Here is a 21,008-nt window from a genome sequence, read left to right as displayed (position 1 = left end):
GGAGGACTTTCCTATGGACAACCGCACCAAAGCCTGGCACGGCATCATGGTGGCCACCGCGCTGCCCCTGCGCGACGACCTTTCCGTCGACTACGACGGCTACGCCGACCACTGCCGCTGGCTGGTCGACAACGACTGCGACGGCGTCGCGGTCAACGGTTCGCTGGGCGAGTACCAGACGCTCACCTCGGAGGAGCGGGCCAAGGTGGTCGAGACCGCCGTCCAGGCCGTGGGCGGGCGCAGGGTGATGGCCGGAGTGGGCGCGTACGGCGCCGCGGAGTCGCGCCGGTGGGCCGAGCAGGCGGCCGAGGCCGGTTGCGGTTCGCTGCTCCTGCTGCCGCCCAACTCCTACCGCGCCGACGAGCGGGCCGTCATCGCGCACTACCGCGAGGTCGCCAAGGCGGGCCTGCCCGTCGTGGCCTACAACAACCCGTTCGACACCAAGGTGGACCTGACCCCCGCGCTGCTCGCAAAGCTGCACGAGGAGGGGCTGATCGTGGCGGTCAAGGAGTTCAGCGGGGACGTGCGGCGCGCGTACGAGCTGGCCGAGCTGGCGCCCGAGCTGGACCTGCTGATCGGCTCCGACGACGTGCTGCTCGAACTCGCCGTGGCCGGGGCGGTGGGCTGGATCGCCGGCTACCCCAACGCGCTGCCCGTCTCCAACGCCGCGCTCTACCGCGCCGCCGTCGCCGGCGACCTGGAGACCGCGCTGCCTCTTTACCGGACGCTGCACCCCCTGCTGCGCTGGGACTCCAAGACGGAGTTCGTCCAGGCCATCAAGCTGTCCATGGACCTCGCGGGCCGCCACGGCGGGCCGTGCAGGCAGCCCAGGCAGCCGCTGACGGACGAGCAGGCCGCTATCGTGCGAGCGGCGACCGAGAAGGCACTGGCAGAAGGGCTGCGATGAGGACAAAACGCGTTTTCCACGCCGTCGACTCCCACACCGAGGGCATGCCCACCCGCGTCATCACCGGCGGGATAGGCGTGATCCCGGGCGCGAGCATGGCCGAGCGGCGCGTCTACTTCCGTGACCACCTCGACCACATCCGCACCCTGCTGATGACCGAGCCGCGCGGCCACTCCGCCATGAGCGGCGCCATCCTGCAGCCGCCCACCAGGCCGGACGCGGACTACGGCGTGCTGTTCATCGAGGTGTCGGGGCTGCTGCCGATGTGCGGGCACGGCACCATCGGCGTGGCCACCGTGCTCGTCGAGACGGGCATGGTCGAGGTCGTGGAGCCGGTCACCACCGTGCGCCTGGAGGTGCCGGCCGGCCTCGTCGAGGTGGACGTGGCCGTCGAGGACGGCCAGGCCATGTCGGTGACGCTGCGCAACGTGCCCTCCTACAGCGACCGGCTCGACGCCGTCGTGAAGGTGCCGGGGTTCGGGGAGATCCCGTACGACCTCGCGTACGGCGGCAACTTCTACGCCGTCGTCGACCTCGACTCCTACGGCCTGCCCTTCGACCGCAGGGCCAAGAACGAGATCATCGCCGCCGGCCTGGCCACCATGGAGGCGATCAACGCGGCCGACGAGCCCGTCCACCGCGAGGACGACCGCATCCGGGGCTGCCACCACGTCTACTTCGCCGCCCCCGGCTCGGACGCCCACCACTCGCGGCACGCCATGGCCATCCACCCGGGCTGGTTCGACCGCTCGCCGTGCGGCACCGGCACCAGCGCGCGGATGGCGCAGCTGCACGCCAGGGGCGAGCTGCCGCTCGGCCGGGACTTCGTGAACGAGTCGTTCATCGGGACCCGGTTCATCGGGCGGCTGCTGGAGGAGACCACCGTGGGCGGCGAGCCGGCCGTCGTGCCCTCGATCACCGGCCGTGCCTGGGTCACCGGCACCGCCCAGTACTTCCTGGACCCGCGTGACCCGTTCCCCGCCGGGTTCGAGCTGTGAGCGAGCGTGACGGACGTGGTTCCGGCCTGGCCGGGACCACGGTCACGACGACCGACTACCACACGGGCGGGGAGCCGTTCCGGATCGTGACCGGCGGCGTGCCCGAGGTCCCCGGGGCTGACGTGCTCTCGCGCCGCTCCACCGCCGCCGCCGACCCCCGGTTCGACGGCGTGCGGCGGCTGCTGTGCCAGGAGCCGCGCGGCCACGCCGACATGTACGGCTGCTTCCTCGTCCCGCCGGACGACCCGGGGGCCGCGTTCGGGGCGCTGTTCTGGCACAAGGACGGGTTCTCCACCGCCTGCGGCCACGGCACGATCGCGCTCGGCGCCTACGCCGTGCACGAGGGGCTGGTGGCCGCCGACCCCGACGGGGAGACCGACGTGGTCGTCGACGTGCCCTCGGGGCGCGTCACGGCGCGGGTGCGCTGCTCCGGGGGCAAGGTGACGGGGGTGACGTTCGTCAGCGTGCCGTCCTTCGTGCTGGCGCGGGACGTGGCTGCGGGCAGGACCAAGGTCGACCTCTCGTACGGCGGCGCGATCTACGCGTCGCTGCCCGCCGCGGCGGTCGGCCTGTCCGTGGCGCCCGCGAACCTGACGGCCCTCATCGGCCACGCCCGCCGCATCAAGGCCGACCTGGCGGACCATCCGGCCGCCCGGCACCCGTCCGACGACCGGCTGTCCGGCGTCTACGGCGTGATCTTCTACGACGAGCTGCCGGACCGGGACGGGGCGGCGCACCAGCGGAACGTGACGGTGTTCGCCGACGGGGAGGTGGACCGCTCGCCCTGCGGGTCGGGCACGGCGGCGCGGATGGCGCTGCTGCACGACTCGGGGCTGCGCGCGCCCCTGATCCACGACAGCGTCGTGGGGAGCACCTTCCTGGCGCGGGTGGCCGAGGTGCTCGGCGAGGGGGTCGTCCCGGAGATCGAAGGCATGGCCTACCGGACCGGGCGGCACGTCTTCGAGCTCGATCCCGACGACCCGATGGATGTGGGGTTCACGCTGCGATGACCGGACTGCCGTATCTCGACGCCGCCACGATGGAGCGGCTGGTGCCGATGGGGAGCGCCGTACGGATCCTGCGGGACGCCCTGCGCGCCGGGCTCGACCCCGAGGCCACGCCGCAGCGGCCGATCGTGGACCTGCCGGCCGGGCAGCTCCTGCTCATGCCCGCCGCGGCCGGACGGTACGCGGGGGTGAAGGCCGTCACCATCGCGCCCGGCAACCCCGATCGCGAGCTGCCCCGGATCCAGGGGACGTACCTGCTGTTCGACGGCGACACCCTGACCCCGCTCGCGGCCCTGGACGGGATCGCGCTCACCTCCCTGCGCACCCCCGCCGTCTCGGCGCTCGCCGTCGGCCACCTGGCGGACGGGGACGCCCGGCGGCTGGTGGTGTTCGGGAGCGGCCCGCAGGCGTGGGGGCACGTGCTCGCGCTGCGGGAGGTGCGCCCCATCGAGGACGTGACCGTGGTCGGGCGCGACCAGGGCCGAGCGGAGGCGCTCGCGGGCCGCTGCCGCGCGCTCGGCCTGACCGCCCGTGCCCTCCCGCGGTCCGGCTCCGCGGAAGCACTGGCCGGGGCCGACGTCATCGTGTGCTGCACGACAGCCAGGGAACCGCTGTTCCCCGGTAAGCTCGCCCGCGACGGCGTCACCGTCGTCGCGGTCGGGTCGCACGAGCCCGGCGCCCGCGAGCTCGACGGCGACCTCGTCGCCCGCGCCACCGTGGTCGTCGAGGCCAGGGCGGCCGCCCTGGAGGAGGCGGGCGATCTGCTCATCCCGATCCGCGAGGGCACGATCACCGCCGGTCATCTCGCGGGCAACCTCGCCGACCTCGTCGCGGGGCGGGTGGTCGCCGGCACGGGGCCGCGCGTGTTCAAGAGCACGGGCATGGCCTGGGAGGACCTCGTGGTCGCGGCCGCCGCGTACGAGGCGTGGAACTAGAGAGGGATGCGGATGGCTGCCGAGGACCGGCTCGACCTGCCGATGGTGGGGGAGCGGCAGAGCCTGCGCGAGCAGGTCGCGCACGCGCTGCGTGCCGCGCTGATCACCGGTGAGATGCGGCCGGGAGTGGTCTACTCCGCGCCGGTGCTGGCCGCCCAGTTCGGCGTCTCGGCCACGCCGGTGCGCGAGGCCATGCTCGACCTCGCCAAGGAGGGCCTGGTCGAGGCGGTGCGCAACAAGGGCTTCCGGGTGACCGAGCTGTCCGACCGCGACCTCGACGAGCTCACCGAGATCCGCCAGCTGATCGAGGTGCCCACCGTGGCCCGGCTGGCGGGCCGCGCGCGGGAGGAGGAGTTCGAGCGGCTCAGGCCCGTCGCCGAGGAGATCGTCTCGGCCGCCGAACGCGGTGACCTGCTCGCGTACGTGGACGCCGACCTGCGCTTCCACGTCGAGCTGCTGACCCTGGCGGGCAACGTCCACCTGGTCGAGGTGGTGCGCGACCTGCGCAACCGGGCCAGGCTCTACGGCCTGTCCCAGCTCCGGGAGCGCGACGTGCTGGCCGATTCGGCCAGGGAGCACCTGACGCTGCTCGACGCGCTCAAGAGCGGCGACCGCCAGGCCGTCCAGCACCTCATGACGGAGCACATCGGCCACGTGCGGGGGATCTGGGCCGAGCACTGAGAAAGCAGCCCATGGACCGACTCGTCCGTTTTTAGCCTACTAAGTTCTGGCATTTGGCAATCGCGCGGACCGGGATGGCGGTACTCTCGTCTCGGGTCGACAGAGCGACGCCCCAAGCGTCCGCCGGCGGCCCCGCCGTCCAGGTCCCCAGCGGACCGGCCACCACCGATTGCGGTGGGTGGCGCATGCCTGGTCACGCGGACACCCGCACTCCGCTGACCTTCCATGGGCTCGGCCTACCCCGCCCATCCAAAGCCGAGCCCTCCGCCGCGCGCCCGAGACCCCATCCCACGGGCGCGCGGCGGCCCGCCACAGCCCCCCGCGTCAGACCTTGCGCCGCCGGGTCGAGCCCAGGCTGGCGGCCACGATGCAGACGATCGCCGCCCACTGCTGCGTGTGCAGGACCTCGTTGAGCAGCATCACGCCGACCAGCGCCGCCACGGCCGGCTCCAGGCTCATGAGGATGCCGAACACGTGCTTGGGCATCCGCCGCAGCGCCTGGAGCTCGAGCGAGTACGGGATCACCGACGACAGCAGGCCCACGCCGAGCCCGATCAGCAGCAGCTCCGGCTGCAGCAGCTCCGCCCCGCCCGACACGACGCCGACGGGGGCGACCACCAGGGCCGACACGATCATGGCGAACGACAGCCCGCTCGTGCCGGGGAAGCGCCGCCCGGCCGCCGCCGACAGGATGACGTACCCGGCCCAGCCGACGGCCGCCAGCATCGCGAACCCGATCCCGACCCAGCTCACCGACGCCGACTGCCCCCATGGCGCGAGCAGCACCACGCCCGCGCCCGCCAGGCCGATCCACAGCAGGTCGATCCTGCGCCGCGAGGCCGCCACGGCCACCCCCAGCGGCCCCAGGAACTCGATGGCCACCGCGATCCCCATCGGCAGCCGCGACAGGGCCTCGTAGAACGTCAGGTTCATGAGGGCGAGCGTCACCCCGAACCCGATCCCCATCGCCCAGTCACGCCAGGACAGGCCCTTCAGCCGGGGCCGGACGAGCGCCCCCATGATCAACGCCCCGGCCGTGATCCGCAGGAACACCACCGCGCTCGGCGGCAGCGCCGCGAACAACTCCTTCGCGAACCCGGCGCCCAGCTGCACCGAGACGATGGCCAGCAGCACGAGCCCGGACGGCGGGATCGAGTCGGCGGCCGTACGCAGCAGGTTTCCCGGCCTGGGCAGGCCGGAGCCGCGATCGACGGGATCGTCGAGGGCGAACGCGGTCACAGGACTCCTCACGGACTTCAGGGGATGACGGACAGAGCGTACTCGTGGCCTGCGACATGACCCGACATAGGGTGTTCTGGCAGCCTCTTGGATCATTGACCGTATGAAGTCCCCCGCGAGTCTCGCCCGGCCGCCGCTGGCCCTGTCCGCGGCCTCGTTCGTCAGCAGCTTCGACCGCTTCGCCGTGAGCCCCATGCTCGTGCTGATCGCGGTGGACCTGAAGGTCCCGCTGTCCGCCGCCGTCGCGGCCGCCAGCGGCTACTACCTCGCCTACGGGCTCACCCAGCCGCTGTGGGGGCTGCTGTCCGACCGGTTCGGCCGCGTGCGGGTGATGCGCGGGACGCTGCTCGGGGCGGCGCTGGCGGGGCTGGCCTCGGCGCTGATGCCGGTCCTGGGGGCGCTGGTGGTGGCCAGGGTCGTGACGGGCGCCTGCTTCGGCGCGGTGATCCCGACCGGGCTGACGTACGTGGGCGACACCGTGGAGCCGTCGACCCGGCAACGCGCCCTGACCGATCTGATGGGCGCGGCCGCCCTCGGCACGGCGCTGGCCACCGGGCTGAGCGGGGTGCTCGCGGGCCTGGTGGACTGGCGGGTGGCGTTCACGGTGCCCGCCGCCTGCGCCCTGGCCTGCGCGCTCGCGCTGCGCTCGCTGCCGGAGCCGTCCCGCGCCCTCCCGCACGGCCCTGTCACCGGTCGGGGATTCGGCCCAGAAGTCGGCATCGGGCGGTACCTGGGCGCGGTGCTCGGGCACGGCTGGGCGCTGCTGGTGTTCGGGCTCGCGTTCGTCGAGGGCGCGATCATGCTCGGCGCCATGCCGTTCCTGGCCACCGCGCTGGAGCACGCGGGGTACGCCGCCGCCGTGGCCGGGCTGGCCATCACCGCGTACGGGCTTGGCCTGTGGGTGTTCACGAAGCTCGTCAGGCGGCTGTCGGGGCGCTGGCCCACACCCGCGCTGATGACGGTGGGCGGGGCGCAGCTGTGCGCCGGGTTCGCGATCGTCGCCGTGCGCGTGGACATGGCCACCGTGGCGGTCACGGCGCTGCTGCTCGGCGGCGGCTGGTCCTTCCTGCACTCCTCGCTGCAGACGTGGGCGACCTCGGTGGTGCCCGAGGCCAGGGGGACGACGATCGCCTTCTTCGCCTGCGCGCTCTTCGTGGGCAGCGCGGTCGCGTCGTGGGCGGCCGGCCCGCTGGCCGAGCACGGCCGCTACGCCCTGCTGTTCGGCCTGGCGGCCGCCGCCGCGATCCCGCTGACGGCCGCGGCCGCCCTCACCAGGCACCGCTACGGCGCCGTGCACGGGGAGCGGCCCCAGAGCGGGTGAGCTATTACTCCCAGCGGAACGTACGCGAGACCAGCCCCAGCGACAGCACCGCCCACGCGGCCAGCACGGCCAGCGGGCCGAGGGGCAGCGCGGCGCCCTGGGCGAGGACCGCGCGCAGGCCGCCGGTCAGGGCCGAGATGGGCAGCAGTTCGAGGACCTGGCGCATGCCCTCGGGGAACTTCGACAGCGGGAAGATCACCCCGCCGGCCCCCAGCAGCAGCAGGTAGACGAGGTTGGCGGCGGCCAGGGTGGCCTCCGCGCGCAGGGTGCCGGCCATGAGCAGCCCCAGCCCGCTGAACGCCGCCGTGCCCACCACGATGAGCAGCGCCGCGCTCAGGAACGACCCGTGCGGCCGCCACCCCAGCGCCAGGCCGACGCACACGATCACCACGGCCTGGATGACCTCCACGGCCACCACGGCGGACGTCTTGGCGAGCATGAGCCCGGCCCTGGACAGCGGGGTGGCGCCCAGCCGCTTGAGCACGCCGTAGCGGCGCTCGAAGCCGGTCGCGATGGCCTGGCCGGTGAAGGCCGTGGACATGACGGCCAGCGCCAGCACGCCGGGCGCCAGGAAGTCGATGCGCCTGCCGCCGCCGATGTCGATCAGCGGCGCCAGCGAGAACCCGGTCAGCAGCAGCACCGGGATGATCAGGGTGAGCAGCAGCTGCTCGCCGTTGCGCAGCATCGCCCGGACCTCCGCGCCCGCCTGGGCCAGGACCATGCGCGGGAACGGCGCCGCCCCGGGCGCGGGCGTGAAGTCCAGCGCGATCTGCCCGGCGGGCGCGCGCTCCGATCCGGTCATCGCAGCTCCCTGCCCGTCAGCTCCAGGAAGACGTCCTCCAGCGTGCGGCGCTCGATGCGCAGGTCGTCGGCCGTGACGCCCTCGGCCGCGCACCAGGCGGTCACCGTGGCCAGCAGCTCGGGACCCACCTGCCCCTCGATGATGTAGTGCCCGGCGGGCGACTCCTTGGCCGCGCTGCCCGCGGGGAGCGCGTTGAGCAGCTCCTCCAGCGCCAGCCCCGGCCGGGCCCGGAAGCGCAGCTGCCGCTCGGCACCCGTCAGCGAGGCCGGGCTGCCCTCGGCCACCACCCGGCCCTTGTCGATGATGACCACCTGGTCGGCCAGCCGCTCGGCCTCGTCCATGTGGTGCGTGGTCAGCACCACCGACACGCCCGCCTGGCGCAGCTCGCCCACCAGCTCCCAGCAGGCGTGCCGGGCCTGCGGGTCGAGCCCGGCCGTCGGCTCGTCGAGGAAGACCAGCTCGGGCCGCCCGATGACGGCCGCGGCCAGCGACAGCCGCTGCTGCTGCCCGCCCGACAATCGCCGGTAGGGGGTGCGTACGTGATCGGCCAGCCCCAGCCGCGTCAGCAGGGCCCCCGCGTCGAGGGGACGGGCGTAGAAGCGCGAGACCAGGCGCAGCCACTCGGCGCAGCGCATGGCGGGCGGGACGCCGCCCGACTGCAGCATGACCCCCACCCGCGGCCGCAGCTCGGGCAGCGTGGGCGTCAGGCCGAGCACGCGGACGGTGCCCGCGTCGGCCCTGCGGAACCCCTCGCAGATCTCCACCGTGGACGTCTTGCCCGCGCCGTTGGGCCCGAGCACGGCGGTCACCGCGCCCCGCTCGGCGCGCAGCGTGAGGCCGTCCACGGCCGTGATGCCGCCGTAGCGTTTGACCAGGCCGATGATCTCGACGGCTGGGGACTCCATGGCCACGAGTTTAGGGACTGGGGCAGGCAGTTCGAGCCGCAGGTGGGGTTGGCCGGATTTGGACATGTCTTGACCCGGACCTTTCCCAGAAAGGTGCCAACAGAGGCCAAAGTCTGACCACGAGCTCCGTGTAGCAGGAGGGCGCAATGGCGCAACGCAGTGGATACGACCCCGGAGTCCCGTGCTGGGTGGACCTGTCCAGCACCGACGTCGACGCTTCCGCCCGGTTCTACGGCGAGGTCTTCGGCTGGCAGGCCGACATGATCGACGACCCCGAGGCCGGCGGCTACGGCATGTTCCTCCACCAGGACAGGCAGGTCGCCGGGCTGGGGCCGGTCATGGGCGGCGGCTCGCCCTCGTTCTGGAACATGTTCGTCGCCACCGACGACGCCGCCGCGCTGGCCGAGCGGGTCAGGAACGCTGGCGGCACCGTCACCATGGAGCCGATGGCGGTCTTCGACGAAGGCGTCATGACGGTCTTCCAGGCGCCTGACGGCTCGTACGCGGCCGCCTGGCAGGCGGGCAACCACCACGGGGCGCAGCTGGCCGGCGAGCCCGTCTCGTGCTGCTGGAACGAGCTGGTCACGCGCGACCCGTCGGCCGCCGAGAGCTTCTACCCGGCCGTCTTCGGCTGGATGCCGCGGCTGCGGGAGCTGGACGGGATCAAGTACACGGAGTGGCACCTGGGGGAGCGGGCCGTGGCGGGCATGGTCGAGATGTTCTCCGACTACCCGGCGGCGACGCCGTCGTTCTGGATGACGTACTTCGCGGTCGCCGACCTCGAAGCCACGACGGCCGCGGCCGAGGGAGCCGGGGCGAGCGTGCTGGTGCGGGGGATGGAGGCGCCGCCCGGCCGGTTCTCGATGCTCACCGATCCGCAGGGCGCGACGTTCTCCATCATCCAGCTTCACGAAATCGCCGGAAATATCTGATAACCGGGAATTCGGAGGACCGGATCCTGGTTTGATCCCTCGGCCCTCGTGGGGCCAAGAGCCTGCGAGGGAGAGGGGATCACGCATGTCCGTGGCGGCCGAAGCCACGTCCACGTCCACCATCGCGATCGAGCAGAGGAGGGGCGCCCGCGGACTGCTGCTGGTGATCCTGGGCGCTCTGTCGGCGATCGGCCCCCTGTCCATCGACATGTACCTCCCGGCCCTGCCCGCCATCACCTCCGAGATGCTCAGCGCGCCGGCGCAGGTCCAGCTCACCCTCACCGCCTGCCTCATCGGCGTGTCCATCGGCCAGGTGATCGCCGGTCCGGTCAGCGACGTGCGCGGCCGCAGGACACCGCTGATCGTGGGCGTGGCCGGGTTCATGGTGGCCTCGCTGCTGTGCGCGTTCGCGCCGTCGGTGCCCATGCTCATCGCCTTCCGCCTGCTGCAGGGCGTGCTGGGCGGCGCGGCCCTGGTGATCGTGCGGGCGGTCGTCCGCGACCTGTACGACGGCGCCGCCATCGCCCGCATCTTCGCCACGCTCATGCTGGTCAGCGGCCTGGCGCCGATCCTGGCGCCCATCGTCGGCGCGCAGCTTTTGGCGTTCACCTCCTGGCGCGGCGTGTTCGTGGCGCTCAGCGTCGCCGGGGTGGTGCTGCTGCTGGCCGTCCTGGGCGGCGTGCGCGAGACGCTGCCCGCGGCCGAGCGCGAGAGCGGCGGTCTCCGGCACACCGTCGGCACGTTCGGCAGGCTCCTGCGCGACCGGACGTTCATGGGCACCGCGCTGACCGCGGGCCTGGCGTTCGCGGCCATGTTCGGCTACATCTCCGGCTCGCCGTTCGTGCTCCAGGAGGTGTACGGCGCCACGCCCCAGCAGTACTCGCTCATCTTCGGCCTCAACGCCTTCGGCCTGACCGCCATGGCCCAGCTCGGCGGCCGGCTGTCGGGACGGGTGCCGCCGGTGACCCTCGTGATCACCGGGCTCGCCGTCGCGCTGACCGGCGCCTCGCTGCTGCTGGCCGCCGCGCTCACCGGGCTCGGCCTGTGGGGCATCGTGGGCGGGCTGTTCGTCATCATGCTCGGCCAGGGCCTGGTCATGCCGGCCACCGGTGCGCTGGCCCTGGCCAGCCAGCCCGCGCAGATCGCCGGCAGCGCCTCGGCCCTGCTCGGCGTGCTGCAGTTCGCGCTCGGCGCCGCAGCGGCCCCGCTGGTCGGCCTCGCGGGCGCCGGCAGCGCCGTGCCGATGGCCTGCGTGATGCTGGGCCTCATGATTTGCGCAAGCTTGACCTTCGCTCTCCTGCGGAAGAGTTAGGTAAGGCTGCCCTGCGTGAGAAATTCCATTCCCGGGCTGCTCGGATCCGTTTGTGAACCGGGAAGGAATTACGGCACACTGATGTTGTGAAAAACGTGCCAGGGATCGAGCCAGGAAGCGAGCGCAGCACGCGTGCGCGCGTCGCCCGGCTGATCCTTGAGCACGGTCCCGTCGCGGCCGCCGCGCTGGGCGAGCGGCTGGGGCTCACCCCCGCCGCCGTCCGCCGCCACCTGGACGCGCTGCTGGCCGACGGGATGATAGAGCCTCGCACGGTCGGGCCACGGGGGCAGCGCGGGCGCGGACGCCCCGCCAAGCTGTTCGCGATCACCGACGCGGGGCGCAGTGCTTTCGAGCACGCCTATGACGACCTCGCCGGGAGCGCGCTGCGCTTCCTGGCCGAGCGCATGGGAGAGGAAGCGGTGGCCGACTTCGCCCGCCTGCAGGTCTCGAGCCTGCTCAAGCGGTTGGAGCCGGTCATGCGGACGGTGCCGGCGGACCAGCGCGTGCAGGTGCTGGCGCAGGCGCTGTCGGCGGAGGGGTATGCCGCCTCGGCCAGCAAGGCCAAGTCGGGCGGCGACCAGCTCTGCCAGCACCACTGCCCGGTGGCCCACGCGGCTGCGGAGTTCCCGCAGCTCTGCGAGGCCGAGACGGAGGCGTTCGCGCAGCTGCTCGGCACCCCGGTGCAGCGCCTGGCCACGATCGCCCACGGCGACGGGGTCTGCACGACACATGTGAGCCCACAGTCGCTGGGTGAATCCGCACATAGAGACAAGAGCAAGGAGACCGGAAGGTGACTGTCACCGACCGCCCGGAGCTGGAAGGCCTCGGGAATTACAAGTTCGGCTGGGCCGACCCGGATGCCGCCGGGGCGGCGGCCAAGCGCGGCCTGTCCGAGGAGGTCGTCCGCAACATCTCCGCTCTGAAGAACGAGCCGGAGTGGATGCTCGACCTTCGCCTGAAGGGCCTCCGCCTGTTCGACCGCAAGCCGCTGCCCACCTGGGGCTCTGACCTCACCGGCATCGACTTCGACAACATCAAGTACTTCGTGCGCTCCACCGAGAAGCAGGCCGCTTCCTGGGAGGAGCTGCCCGCCGACATCAAGAACACCTACGACAAGCTCGGCATCCCCGAGGCGGAGAAGCAGCGCCTCATCGCCGGTGTCGCCGCCCAGTACGAGTCCGAGGTCGTCTATCACAAGATCCGTGAGGACCTCGAGGAGAAGGGCGTCATCTTCGTCGACACCGACACGGGCCTGAAGGAGCACGAGGAGCTCTTCAAGGAGTACTTCGGCTCCGTCATCCCGGTGGGCGACAACAAGTTCGCCGCCCTCAACACCTCCGTCTGGTCCGGTGGCTCGTTCATCTACGTGCCGCCGAACGTCGAGGTCGAGATCCCGCTGCAGGCCTACTTCCGGATCAACACCGAGAACATGGGCCAGTTCGAGCGGACCCTGATCATCGTGGACGAGAACAGCTACGTCCACTACGTCGAGGGCTGCACCGCGCCGATCTACTCCTCCGACTCGCTGCACAGCGCGGTCGTCGAGATCATCGTGAAGAAGAACGCCCGCTGCCGTTACACGACCATCCAGAACTGGTCGAACAACGTCTACAACCTGGTCACCAAGCGCGCCGTGGCCTACGAGGGCGCGACCATGGAGTGGATCGACGGCAACATCGGCTCCAAGGTCACGATGAAGTACCCGGCCGTCTACCTGATGGGCGAGCACGCCAAGGGCGAGACGCTGAGCGTCGCGTTCGCGGGCGAGGGCCAGCACCAGGACGCCGGCTCCAAGATGGTGCACCTGGCGCCCAACACCAGCTCCAGCGTCATCTCCAAGTCGGTGGCGCGCGGCGGCGGCCGCACCTCCTACCGCGGTCTCGTGCAGATCGAGGAGGGCGCCCACGGCAGCGCCAGCACCGTCAAGTGCGACGCCCTGCTGGTCGACCAGATCAGCCGCTCCGACACCTACCCCTACGTCGACGTCCGCGAGGACGACGTCAAGATGGGCCACGAGGCCACGGTCTCCAAGGTCAGCGAGGACCAGCTCTTCTACCTCATGAGCCGCGGGCTCGACGAGGACGAGGCGATGGCGATGATCGTGCGCGGCTTCGTGGAGCCGATCGCGCGTGAGCTGCCCATGGAATACGCGCTCGAGCTCAACCGGCTGATCGAGCTGCAGATGGAAGGAGCCGTCGGCTGATGGGCCTGAACGAGAAGCCCCTGTCGACCTTGCACGAGAAGGCGTCCTACGAGCTGGGCGACTTCGAGGTCCCGACCGGGCGCGAGGAGGCGTGGCGCTTCACGCCGCTGTCCCGCCTCAAGGGCCTGCACAACGGCAAGGCCGAGGCCGTCGGCCACGTCCGGGTGGACGTCGACGCGGCGCCCGAGGTCACCGTCGAGACGGTCGGCCGCGACGACGTCCGCGTCGGCAAGGCGTTCATGCCCACCGACCGGGTCAGCGCCCAGGCGTGGAACAGCTTCGAGAAGGCCACCGTCATCACGGTGCCGCGCGAGGCCGTCACCTCCAAGCCGACCGTGCTCACCCTCACCGGCTCCGGCGACGGCGCCGCCTACGGCCACCTCGTGGTCAAGGTGGAGCCGCTGGCCGAGGCCGTGGTCGTGCTCGACCACAAGGGCAGCGCGGTCTACGCCGACAACATCGAGTTCGTCGTCGGCGACGGCGCCTCGCTCCGGGTCGTCAGCCTGCAGGACTGGGACGACGACGCGGTCCACGTCTCCCACCACCACGCCCAGCTGGCCAAGGACGCGACCTTCCGCAGCTTCGTGGTGACGCTCGGCGGCGACCTCGTACGCCTGTCGCCCAACGTCACCTACACCGCTCCCGGCGGCGACGCCGACATGTCGGGCGTCTACTTCGTGGACGCCGGGCAGCACCTGGAGCACCGCCTGCTGGTCGACCACTCGCAGCCCAACTGCAAGAGCAACGTCGACTACCGCGGCGCCCTGCAGGGCGAGGAAGCGCACGCCGTCTGGATCGGCGACGTGATCATCAGGGTCGAGGCCGAGGGCACCGACACCTACGAGCTCAACCGCAACCTCATCCTGACCGACGGCGCCCGCGCCGACTCGGTGCCCAACCTGGAGATCCTCACCGGCGAGGTCGCCGGGGCGGGGCACGCCTCCGCCTCCGGCCGGCTCGACGACGAGCACATCTTCTACCTCCAGGCCCGCGGCATCCCCTACGACGAGGCCCGCCGCCTGGTCATCAGGGGCTTCCTCGGCCAGCTCGTCGAGAAGATCGAGGTCGGGGAGATCCGTGAGCGCGTGCTGAACGCGCTGGAGGCGGAGCTCGCGCGATGAGTTCGTTCGAGAAGGTCTGCAAGCTCGACGACATCCCCGACGGGGGAGTCATCGGGGTGGAGATCGATGAGACGCCGGTGGCGCTCGTGCGCAAGGGCGGCGAGGTGTTCGCCCTGCACGACGTCTGCTCCCACGCCGAGGTGAAGCTCAGCGAAGGCGAGGTCTACGACGGCACCCTGGAGTGCTGGCTGCACGGCTCGTGCTTCGACGTGCGCTCCGGCAAGCCCACCGGCCCGCCCGCGACCCAGCCCGTGAACGTCTACACAGTCAAGATCGACGGCGATGACGTGCTCGTCTCGCTCTCGAAGGAGTCATAACAACAATGTCCACCCTTGAGATTCGCGACCTCCACGTCGCCGTCGAGGACAAGGAAATCCTGCGCGGCGTCAACCTGGCCGTCCACTCGGGCCAGACCCACGCCATCATGGGCCCCAACGGCTCGGGCAAGTCGACGCTCGCCTACGCGATCGCCGGCCACCCCAAATACACGATCACCGGCGGCCAGGTGCTGCTCGACGGCGTGGACCTGCTGGAGCTGTCGGTCGACGAGCGGGCCCGCGCGGGCCTGTTCCTGGCCATGCAGTACCCGGTCGAGGTCCCCGGCGTGTCGGTCTCGAACTTCCTTCGCTCGGCCGTCACCGCGGTCCGCGGCGAGGCGCCGAAGCTGCGCGAGTTCGCCAAGGACCTCAAGAGCGGCATGGACGCGCTGTCCATCGACGCCGCCTTCGCCCAGCGCAACCTCAACGAGGGCTTCTCCGGCGGTGAGAAGAAGCGCCACGAGATCCTCCAGCTGGAGCTGCTCAAGCCGAAGATCGCGGTGCTCGACGAGACCGACTCCGGCCTCGACGTCGACGCGCTGCGCGTGGTGTCGGAGGGCATCAACCGCTTCCGCGCCACCGGTGAGACCGGCGTGCTGCTGATCACGCACTACACCCGCATCCTGCGCTACGTGAAGCCGGACTTCGTCCACGTCTTCGCGGGCGGGCGGATCGTCGAGGAGGGCGGGCCGGAGCTGGCCGAGAAGCTCGAGGCCGAGGGCTACGAGCAGTACACGAAGGCATCTGCATGACACAGCTCAGCTTTGACGTGGAGAAGATCAGGAAGGATTTCCCGGTCTTCTCCCGCGAGCTGCCCGACGGGCGCCCGCTCGTCTATCTCGACTCGGGCAACTCCTCACAGAAGCCCACCCAGGTCATCGAGACCATGCGTGACCACTTCGCGCTGCACTACAGCAACGTCGGACGGGCCATGCACGTGCTCGGCGCCGAATCGACCGACGCCTACGAGAGCGCCCGCGACAAGGTCGCCGCGTTCGTCGGGGCGCCGTCGCGCGACGAGGTGATCTTCACCAAGAACGCCTCCGAGGCGCTCAACCTCGTCGCGTACGCCTTCGGCAACCCCATCAACACCGATCCGCGCTTCACGCTCGGGGCCGGCGACGAGATCGTCATCTCCGAGATGGAGCACCACTCCAACATCGTGCCGTGGCAGCTGCTCGCGCAGCGCACCGGCGCGACGCTGAAGTGGTTCGGCGTCACCGACGACGGACGGCTCGACTACGACCCGTCCGTGATCACCGAGCGGACGAAGATCGTCTCGATCGCCCACCAGTCCAACGTGCTCGGCACCGTCAACCCGGTCGCCGAGGTGGCCAGGCGGGCGCACGAGGTCGGCGCGCTGATCATGCTGGACGCCTCGCAGTCCGTGCCGCACCACCCGGTCAACGTCACCGAGCTGGGCGCCGACTTCGTGGCCTTCACCGGCCACAAGATGGTCGGCCCGTCGGGCATCGGCGTCCTGTGGGGCAAGGCCGAGCTGCTCGACGCCATGCCCCCGTTCCTGGGCGGCGGCGAGATGATCGAGGCGGTCTGGATGGACCACTCGACGTACGCGCCGGTGCCGCACAAGTTCGAGGCCGGCACGCCGCCGATCGTCGAGGCCATCGGGCTGGGCGCGGCCGTCGACTACCTCACCGAGGTCGGCATGGAGGCCATCGAGGCGCACGAGCGCACGCTGACGGCCTACGCGCTCGACGCCCTGCGCGAGGTGCCCACCCTGCGTTTCATCGGTCCCGACTCGCTGGAGCAGCGGGGCGGCACGGTGTCGTTCACGCTGGAGGGCGTCCACCCGCACGACGTCGGCCAGATCCTCGACGACCAGTTCGGCGTCGCCGTACGCGTCGGTCACCACTGCGCGCGTCCCCTGCACCTACGCTTTGGAATACCGGCGACCACGCGGGCGTCGTTCTACCTGTACAACACCACGGGCGAGATCGACGCCCTGGTCCGCGGCCTCCATCACGTTCAGAAGGTGTTCGCATAGCCATGATCGGCGAGTCGATGTACCAGGAGCTGATCCTGGAGCACTACAAGCACCCGCAGGGGCGGGGGCTGCGTGAGCCGTACGACGCCGAGGTTCACCACGTCAATCCCACGTGCGGCGACGAGATCACGCTCAGGGTGAAGGTGGGCGACGGCGGCAAGGTCCTGGACGTCTCCTACGACGGTCAGGGCTGTTCGATCAGCCAGGCCGCCGCCTCGGTGCTGCACGAGCTCACCACCGGCTCGACGGTCGAGGAGACGCTCTCCGTGGTCGACGAGTTCACCAGGCTCATGCAGGGCAGGGGACAGGTGGAGGCCGACGAAGACGTGCTCGGCGACGCGGTCGCGTTCGCGGGCGTGGCCAAGTTCCCGGCGCGCGTCAAATGCGCGCTGCTTTCGTGGATGGCCTACAAGGATGCGGTAGTGAGGAGTGCCCGATGAGTAAGCCCGTGGAGACTCCGACCGACTTCGACGGTGAGACCACCGTCGACGAGGTCATGGAGGCGCTCAAGGACGTCGTGGACCCGGAGCTCGGCATCAACGTGGTCGACCTGGGCCTCATCTACGGGCTCAACCTCGACCCGGCCGACGGCGCGCGGCCCGTGGCCACCATTGACATGACGCTGACCAGCGCGGCCTGCCCGCTGACCGACGTCATCGAGGACCAGGCCCACTCGGCGCTCGAGGGCATGGTGTCCGACGTGAAGATCAACTGGGTCTGGCTGCCGCCATGGGGCCCGGACAAGATCACCGACGAGGGGCGCGAGCAGCTCCGTATGCTAGGATTCAATGTCTGATCTTTTCTGCTGAAACGGCTGACGCTGACTCGTCAGCCGCTTCGGCGTGCCATAGAGGGTTGCGGAAGGTCCGGACCCGCCCCGGGAATTTCAGATAGCATCCCGGCGTTGGTACCAAACGCACCTGACGTCTCATCGCGCGTCTGCATCGCCTGCGGCCGGTGCCCGGTGTGTTCCCCCCTTAAATGATTTGACCCGCCCGTATGGCGGGTGACCAGAACCCCTGTGCGGCGTGCGCCGCACGTCCCGGCTCGTCCTTTCGCAGAAGTGACGTGCCACTTCGACGGAAAGGCACGACTTTCGTGACCATGCTTGACGCTGTCATGCCCGCGTTCGACGAGACCGCCGGTGCGGCGGCCTCCGACTCGCCGGCCCCTTCCGGCCCCACGGCCTCGGCCTCTGGTAGAGACGCCGACCCGAGGCCGTCGGAGTTCGAGCTGCTGGGCCTGCCCAAGCCGCTCATCAACGGGCTGGCCAAGCAGGGCATCGACAGCCCGTTCCCCATCCAGAGCGCGACGATTCCCGACGTGCTCGCCGGCAACGACGTGCTCGGCCGCGGCCAGACCGGCTCCGGCAAGACGCTCGCGTTCGGACTGCCCACCATGGCCCGCCTCGCGGGCGTGCGGCCGGCTCCCGGCCACCCCCGCGCGATGATCCTCGTGCCCACCCGTGAGCTCGCGCTCCAGGTGCACGACGCCCTGGAGCCGCTCGGCCGCGGCCTGGGGCTGCGCATGAAGGTCGTCGTGGGCGGCATGTCCATGGGCAAGCAGATCGAGGCGCTGCGGCGCGGCGTCGACATCGTCATCGCCACGCCCGGCCGGCTCGGCGACCTCATCCGGCAGGGCGAGTGCTCGCTCGCCGACGTCGAGGTCAGCGTCCTGGACGAGGCCGACCACATGTGCGACCTCGGCTTCTTCCCCGTCGTCACCGACCTGCTCGCGCAGACCCCGGCCGACGGGCAGCGGCTGCTGTTCTCCGCCACGCTCGACGGCGACGTCGACAAGCTGGTGCAGCGCTTCCTCAAGAACCCGATCACCCACTCCGTGGCCCCCGCGACCTCGCCGGTCGACACCATGGAGCACCACGTGATGCAGGTCACGCGCGACGAGAAGTTCGACGTCACCGCCGAGATCGCCAACCGTGAGGGCCGTACGATCATCTTCGTCCGCACCCAGCACGGCGTCGACCGGCTCTGCAAGCAGCTGGCCAGGGTCGGCGTCAAGTCGGGCGGCCTGCACGGCGGCAAGCGCCAGAACCAGCGCACCCGCATCCTCGCCGAGTTCCGCGAGGGCGCCATCAACGTGCTCGTCTGCACCGACGTCGCGGCGCGCGGCATCCACGTCGACAACATCAGCCTGGTGCTGCACGTGGACCCGCCCCAGGACCACAAGAGCTACCTGCACCGGGGCGGCCGCACCGCCCGCGCCGGTGAGAAGGGCACCGTGGTCACGCTGGTGCTGCCCAGCGAGCGCCGCTCCACCGACGCGCTCACCCGGCGGGCCGGCATCCACCCGTTCCGCCTGAAGGCCACGCCCGGTCACCCGCGGGTGGCCGAGGTGACCGGCGCCCGCATGCCGAGCGGCGAGGCCATCCCGGTCTGGGAGCCGGACGTGCGCAAGCCCCTCCGCCCCCGCCGTGAGGGCGGCGGCGGCCAGGGCGAGCGCCGCAACGGCCGCCGTCCCCGCCGCGACTTCGACGGCGACCGCCGCCCCCGGCGTCACGAGGACGGCGAGCGTTCGTACGGTTCCGGCGAGGACCGTCGTCCGCGCCGTCACGAGGACGGTGGGCGTTCCTTCAACTCCGGTGAGGACCGTCGCCCGCGCCGTCACACAGACGGCGAGCGGCCCTTCAACTCCGGTGAGGACCGTCGTTCCCGGCCGCACGCCGAGGGTGAGCGGCCGTTCGGGCGCTCGCAGGAGCCGCGGACCTTCGGTGACGACCGGCGCCGTGACAGCGGGCCGCGCGGCGGCTACCGCTCGGACGACCGGCCGTTCCGCCAGGACGACCGCGGCCAGCAGCGCGGTGGCGGCGGCTACCGTTCGGACGACCGTGGCGGACGCTACGCCTCCGACCGCAGCCGCCCGTTCTCGGCGGCCGACCGCGAGCGCGGCGGCTCCCGCCCCGACGAGCGCGGCCCGCGCGACGGCTACCGCTCCGGCGGCGGCCGCTCGGACGAGCGCGGCAACGGCGGCGGCTACCGCCGCAACAACTCGGGCCGCCGCTTCGAGCGCTGACCCGTCGTAGCCCGGGTCGCCGCTTCGAGCGCTGACCCACCGCAACTCGGGCCGCCGCTCGAAGCGCTGACCCGCCGCCACATGGGAAATCGCTTCGAGCGCTGACCCGCCGCTTCATCTCCCATCCGCCCGCCGGACCCCGCAAGGGGTGCGGCGGGCGGTGTCATTTGCCGTAGAGTCGCGCTGGGCGATATATGAACCGGTAAATCCAGGGGGCGGCCGATGAAGCGACCCACGATCGACGACATCGCGCGCAGGGCCGGCGTCTCGAAGGGGGCCGTGTCGTTCGCGCTCAACGGCCGTCCCGGCGTCTCCAGCGAGACGCGCCGCCGCATCCAGGCCATCGCCGCCGAGCTGGGCTGGCAGCCCAACAGCCTGGCGCGGGCCCTGTTCGACGGCCGGCCCGACGTGCTGGGCCTGGTCGTGGACCGACCGGCGCGCACGCTCGGGCTGGAGCCGTTCTTCATGCAGCTGATCTCCGGCATCGAGGCCACGCTGTCGGCCGCGTCCGTGGGGCTGCTGCTGCAGATGACCGAGGACCACGAGGCCGAGATCGCGATCTACCGGAAATGGTGGGCGCAGCACCGGGTCGCCGGAGTGTTCGTCGTGGACCTGCGGGTCCAGGACGCCAGGATCGCCGTGCTGGAGGAGCTGCGGCTGCCCGCCGTCGTCATCGGCGGCCCCGGCGGGACCGGGCGGCTGCCGGCCGTGTGGATCGACGACGGCGGCGCGCTCGCCGCCGTGATCGAGCACCTGGCCGGGCTGGGGCATCGCAGGATCGCCAGGGTCGCGGGCCCCGAGGAGCTGATGCACACCGGCGTCAGGACCGCCGCCATGCGGGCCACCGCCGCCAGGCTGGGCGTCGAGAGCGTCACCGTGTACGCCGACTACGGCGGCGAGAGCGGCGAGCGGGCCACGCTCGACCTGCTGCGCGGGCCGGACCGGCCCACCGCCATCGTGTACGACAACGACGTGATGGCGGTCGCGGGCACCGCCGCCGCCCGCGAGGCCGGGATCTCGGTGCCCGGCGAGCTGGCCGTCGTGGCCTGGGACGACTCCGCCCTGTGCCTGCTGGCCCGGCCGCACCTGACGGCGGTCAGCAGGGACATCGCCGCCTGCGGCGCCCACGCCGCCCGCGCCCTGCTCGATCTGGTCCGGGGCCGAGAGGTGGCCGACGCGCGTCTGGCCAACCCGCGCATGGTCAGCAGGGGCAGCACCGCCCCCGTACATGAACCCGTTCAGCGAAACGTTGAAACTAAACGGGTTTAGTGATGCGATGACAATTCCCGCTGC

Annotated in this window: 21 protein-coding genes; 18 read left to right on the top strand and 3 right to left on the bottom strand. The window is 71.4% G+C overall.

The window, feature by feature from the left end; translation table 11 throughout:
- Positions 1-13: 13 nt before the first annotated feature.
- The 5 genes from H4W80_RS15305 to H4W80_RS15285 are packed head-to-tail and all read left to right on the top strand — an operon-like array spanning position 14 to position 4,528.
- On the top strand, positions 14-907 hold the full coding sequence (locus H4W80_RS15305; RefSeq protein WP_192785713.1) for a dihydrodipicolinate synthase family protein: 894 nt from the start codon (positions 14-16) through the stop codon (positions 905-907).
- Positions 904-1,905 (top strand): proline racemase family protein, encoded by a 1,002-nt coding sequence (locus H4W80_RS15300; RefSeq protein WP_192785712.1) that lies wholly within the window; start codon positions 904-906, stop codon positions 1,903-1,905. Before H4W80_RS15305 ends, H4W80_RS15300 begins: the two co-directional genes overlap by 4 nt.
- Entirely contained in the window at positions 1,902-2,915 is a 1,014-nt protein-coding gene (locus tag H4W80_RS15295) for a proline racemase family protein (RefSeq protein ID WP_318786878.1), read from the top strand. Before H4W80_RS15300 ends, H4W80_RS15295 begins: the two co-directional genes overlap by 4 nt.
- Positions 2,912-3,847, top strand: coding sequence for an ornithine cyclodeaminase family protein (locus H4W80_RS15290; protein WP_192785711.1), 936 nt, complete (start codon positions 2,912-2,914; stop codon positions 3,845-3,847). The genes H4W80_RS15295 and H4W80_RS15290 overlap by 4 nt, the downstream gene beginning before the upstream one ends.
- Before the next feature lie 12 nt (positions 3,848-3,859).
- A complete protein-coding gene (locus tag H4W80_RS15285) occupies positions 3,860-4,528 on the top strand; it encodes a GntR family transcriptional regulator (protein ID WP_192785710.1) in 669 nt (222 codons plus the stop codon).
- Between the two features lie 324 nt (positions 4,529-4,852).
- Here H4W80_RS15285 and H4W80_RS15280 read toward each other — a convergent pair whose 3' ends face one another.
- Positions 4,853-5,767, bottom strand: a complete 915-nt coding sequence (locus H4W80_RS15280; RefSeq protein WP_318786877.1) for an EamA family transporter — start codon at positions 5,765-5,767, stop codon at positions 4,853-4,855.
- A 103-nt stretch (positions 5,768-5,870) separates the two neighbouring features.
- Between H4W80_RS15280 and H4W80_RS15275 the strand changes: the two genes are divergently transcribed.
- Complete coding sequence (locus tag H4W80_RS15275; protein ID WP_192785708.1) at positions 5,871-7,088, top strand: MFS transporter; 1,218 nt, start codon at positions 5,871-5,873, stop codon at positions 7,086-7,088.
- A gap of 4 nt (positions 7,089-7,092) precedes the next feature.
- Here H4W80_RS15275 and H4W80_RS15270 read toward each other — a convergent pair whose 3' ends face one another.
- Positions 7,093-7,890 carry an ABC transporter permease gene (locus tag H4W80_RS15270; RefSeq protein ID WP_192785707.1) on the bottom strand — a complete coding sequence of 266 codons (798 nt, stop codon included), beginning with the start codon at positions 7,888-7,890 and terminating at the stop codon, positions 7,093-7,095.
- Complete coding sequence (locus H4W80_RS15265) at positions 7,887-8,795, bottom strand: ABC transporter ATP-binding protein (protein WP_192785706.1); 909 nt, start codon at positions 8,793-8,795, stop codon at positions 7,887-7,889. The genes H4W80_RS15270 and H4W80_RS15265 overlap by 4 nt, the downstream gene beginning before the upstream one ends.
- 146 nt (positions 8,796-8,941) lie before the next feature.
- On the opposite strand from H4W80_RS15265, the gene H4W80_RS15260 reads away from it, so the two are divergent.
- From H4W80_RS15260 to H4W80_RS15205, 12 genes are all read left to right on the top strand, one after another.
- Positions 8,942-9,727, top strand: coding sequence for a VOC family protein (locus H4W80_RS15260; protein WP_192785705.1), 786 nt, complete (start codon positions 8,942-8,944; stop codon positions 9,725-9,727).
- A gap of 85 nt (positions 9,728-9,812) precedes the next feature.
- Positions 9,813-11,039 carry a multidrug effflux MFS transporter gene (locus tag H4W80_RS15255; RefSeq protein WP_192785704.1) on the top strand — a complete coding sequence of 409 codons (1,227 nt, stop codon included), beginning with the start codon at positions 9,813-9,815 and terminating at the stop codon, positions 11,037-11,039.
- 95 nt (positions 11,040-11,134) lie between these two features.
- The gene (locus H4W80_RS15250) at positions 11,135-11,833 is read left to right on the top strand and encodes a helix-turn-helix transcriptional regulator (RefSeq protein ID WP_185079281.1); all 699 of its coding nucleotides are present in this window, start codon (positions 11,135-11,137) and stop codon (positions 11,831-11,833) included.
- Entirely contained in the window at positions 11,830-13,242 is a 1,413-nt protein-coding gene (sufB, locus tag H4W80_RS15245) for a Fe-S cluster assembly protein SufB (protein ID WP_185076969.1), read from the top strand. The genes H4W80_RS15250 and sufB overlap by 4 nt, the downstream gene beginning before the upstream one ends.
- Positions 13,242-14,363: a Fe-S cluster assembly protein SufD gene (gene sufD, locus H4W80_RS15240; RefSeq protein WP_192785703.1), complete on the top strand. Its 1,122-nt coding sequence runs from the start codon at positions 13,242-13,244 to the stop codon at positions 14,361-14,363. The genes sufB and sufD overlap by 1 nt, the downstream gene beginning before the upstream one ends.
- Positions 14,360-14,680, top strand: coding sequence for a non-heme iron oxygenase ferredoxin subunit (locus H4W80_RS15235; RefSeq protein ID WP_192785702.1), 321 nt, complete (start codon positions 14,360-14,362; stop codon positions 14,678-14,680). Before sufD ends, H4W80_RS15235 begins: the two co-directional genes overlap by 4 nt.
- Positions 14,681-14,685: 5 nt before the next feature.
- Positions 14,686-15,432 (top strand): Fe-S cluster assembly ATPase SufC, encoded by a 747-nt coding sequence (gene sufC / locus H4W80_RS15230; protein WP_192785701.1) that lies wholly within the window; start codon positions 14,686-14,688, stop codon positions 15,430-15,432.
- Complete coding sequence (locus tag H4W80_RS15225; protein WP_192785700.1) at positions 15,429-16,685, top strand: cysteine desulfurase; 1,257 nt, start codon at positions 15,429-15,431, stop codon at positions 16,683-16,685. The genes sufC and H4W80_RS15225 overlap by 4 nt, the downstream gene beginning before the upstream one ends.
- Positions 16,686-16,687: 2 nt before the next feature.
- Entirely contained in the window at positions 16,688-17,125 is a 438-nt protein-coding gene (gene sufU, locus H4W80_RS15220; RefSeq protein ID WP_192785699.1) for a Fe-S cluster assembly sulfur transfer protein SufU, read from the top strand.
- A complete protein-coding gene (locus tag H4W80_RS15215; protein WP_192785698.1) occupies positions 17,122-17,481 on the top strand; it encodes a metal-sulfur cluster assembly factor in 360 nt (119 codons plus the stop codon). The genes sufU and H4W80_RS15215 overlap by 4 nt, the downstream gene beginning before the upstream one ends.
- A 308-nt stretch (positions 17,482-17,789) precedes the next feature.
- Entirely contained in the window at positions 17,790-19,715 is a 1,926-nt protein-coding gene (locus H4W80_RS15210) for a DEAD/DEAH box helicase (RefSeq protein WP_225963458.1), read from the top strand.
- 222 nt (positions 19,716-19,937) lie between these two features.
- Positions 19,938-20,984 carry a LacI family DNA-binding transcriptional regulator gene (locus H4W80_RS15205; protein WP_192785697.1) on the top strand — a complete coding sequence of 349 codons (1,047 nt, stop codon included), beginning with the start codon at positions 19,938-19,940 and terminating at the stop codon, positions 20,982-20,984.
- The last annotated feature ends 24 nt before the right edge of the window (positions 20,985-21,008 follow it).

The organism is Nonomuraea angiospora, from assembly GCF_014873145.1.
In the GTDB taxonomy this organism is placed as follows: domain Bacteria; phylum Actinomycetota; class Actinomycetes; order Streptosporangiales; family Streptosporangiaceae; genus Nonomuraea; species Nonomuraea angiospora.
The sequence above is the reverse complement of the archived record's forward strand: the minus strand, read 5'-3'. Positions and strand labels throughout refer to the sequence as shown.

What these genes read in the sequence shown, in the direction of transcription:
- H4W80_RS15305 (WP_192785713.1), top strand. Translation starts at nt 14, where the DNA reads ATGGACAACCGCACCAAAGCCTGGCACGGCATCATGGTGGCCACCGCG.
- H4W80_RS15300 (WP_192785712.1), top strand. Translation starts at nt 904, where the DNA reads ATGAGGACAAAACGCGTTTTCCACGCCGTCGACTCCCACACCGAGGGC.
- H4W80_RS15290 (WP_192785711.1), top strand. Translation starts at nt 2,912, where the DNA reads ATGACCGGACTGCCGTATCTCGACGCCGCCACGATGGAGCGGCTGGTG.
- H4W80_RS15285 (WP_192785710.1), top strand. Translation starts at nt 3,860, where the DNA reads ATGGCTGCCGAGGACCGGCTCGACCTGCCGATGGTGGGGGAGCGGCAG.
- H4W80_RS15275 (WP_192785708.1), top strand. Translation starts at nt 5,871, where the DNA reads ATGAAGTCCCCCGCGAGTCTCGCCCGGCCGCCGCTGGCCCTGTCCGCG.
- H4W80_RS15270 (WP_192785707.1), bottom strand. Translation starts at nt 7,890, where the DNA reads ATGACCGGATCGGAGCGCGCGCCCGCCGGGCAGATCGCGCTGGACTTC.
- H4W80_RS15265 (WP_192785706.1), bottom strand. Translation starts at nt 8,795, where the DNA reads ATGGAGTCCCCAGCCGTCGAGATCATCGGCCTGGTCAAACGCTACGGC.
- H4W80_RS15260 (WP_192785705.1), top strand. Translation starts at nt 8,942, where the DNA reads ATGGCGCAACGCAGTGGATACGACCCCGGAGTCCCGTGCTGGGTGGAC.
- H4W80_RS15255 (WP_192785704.1), top strand. Translation starts at nt 9,813, where the DNA reads ATGTCCGTGGCGGCCGAAGCCACGTCCACGTCCACCATCGCGATCGAG.
- sufD (WP_192785703.1), top strand. Translation starts at nt 13,242, where the DNA reads ATGGGCCTGAACGAGAAGCCCCTGTCGACCTTGCACGAGAAGGCGTCC.
- H4W80_RS15235 (WP_192785702.1), top strand. Translation starts at nt 14,360, where the DNA reads ATGAGTTCGTTCGAGAAGGTCTGCAAGCTCGACGACATCCCCGACGGG.
- sufC (WP_192785701.1), top strand. Translation starts at nt 14,686, where the DNA reads ATGTCCACCCTTGAGATTCGCGACCTCCACGTCGCCGTCGAGGACAAG.
- H4W80_RS15225 (WP_192785700.1), top strand. Translation starts at nt 15,429, where the DNA reads ATGACACAGCTCAGCTTTGACGTGGAGAAGATCAGGAAGGATTTCCCG.
- sufU (WP_192785699.1), top strand. Translation starts at nt 16,688, where the DNA reads ATGATCGGCGAGTCGATGTACCAGGAGCTGATCCTGGAGCACTACAAG.
- H4W80_RS15215 (WP_192785698.1), top strand. Translation starts at nt 17,122, where the DNA reads ATGAGTAAGCCCGTGGAGACTCCGACCGACTTCGACGGTGAGACCACC.
- H4W80_RS15210 (WP_225963458.1), top strand. Translation starts at nt 17,790, where the DNA reads ATGCTTGACGCTGTCATGCCCGCGTTCGACGAGACCGCCGGTGCGGCG.
- H4W80_RS15205 (WP_192785697.1), top strand. Translation starts at nt 19,938, where the DNA reads ATGAAGCGACCCACGATCGACGACATCGCGCGCAGGGCCGGCGTCTCG.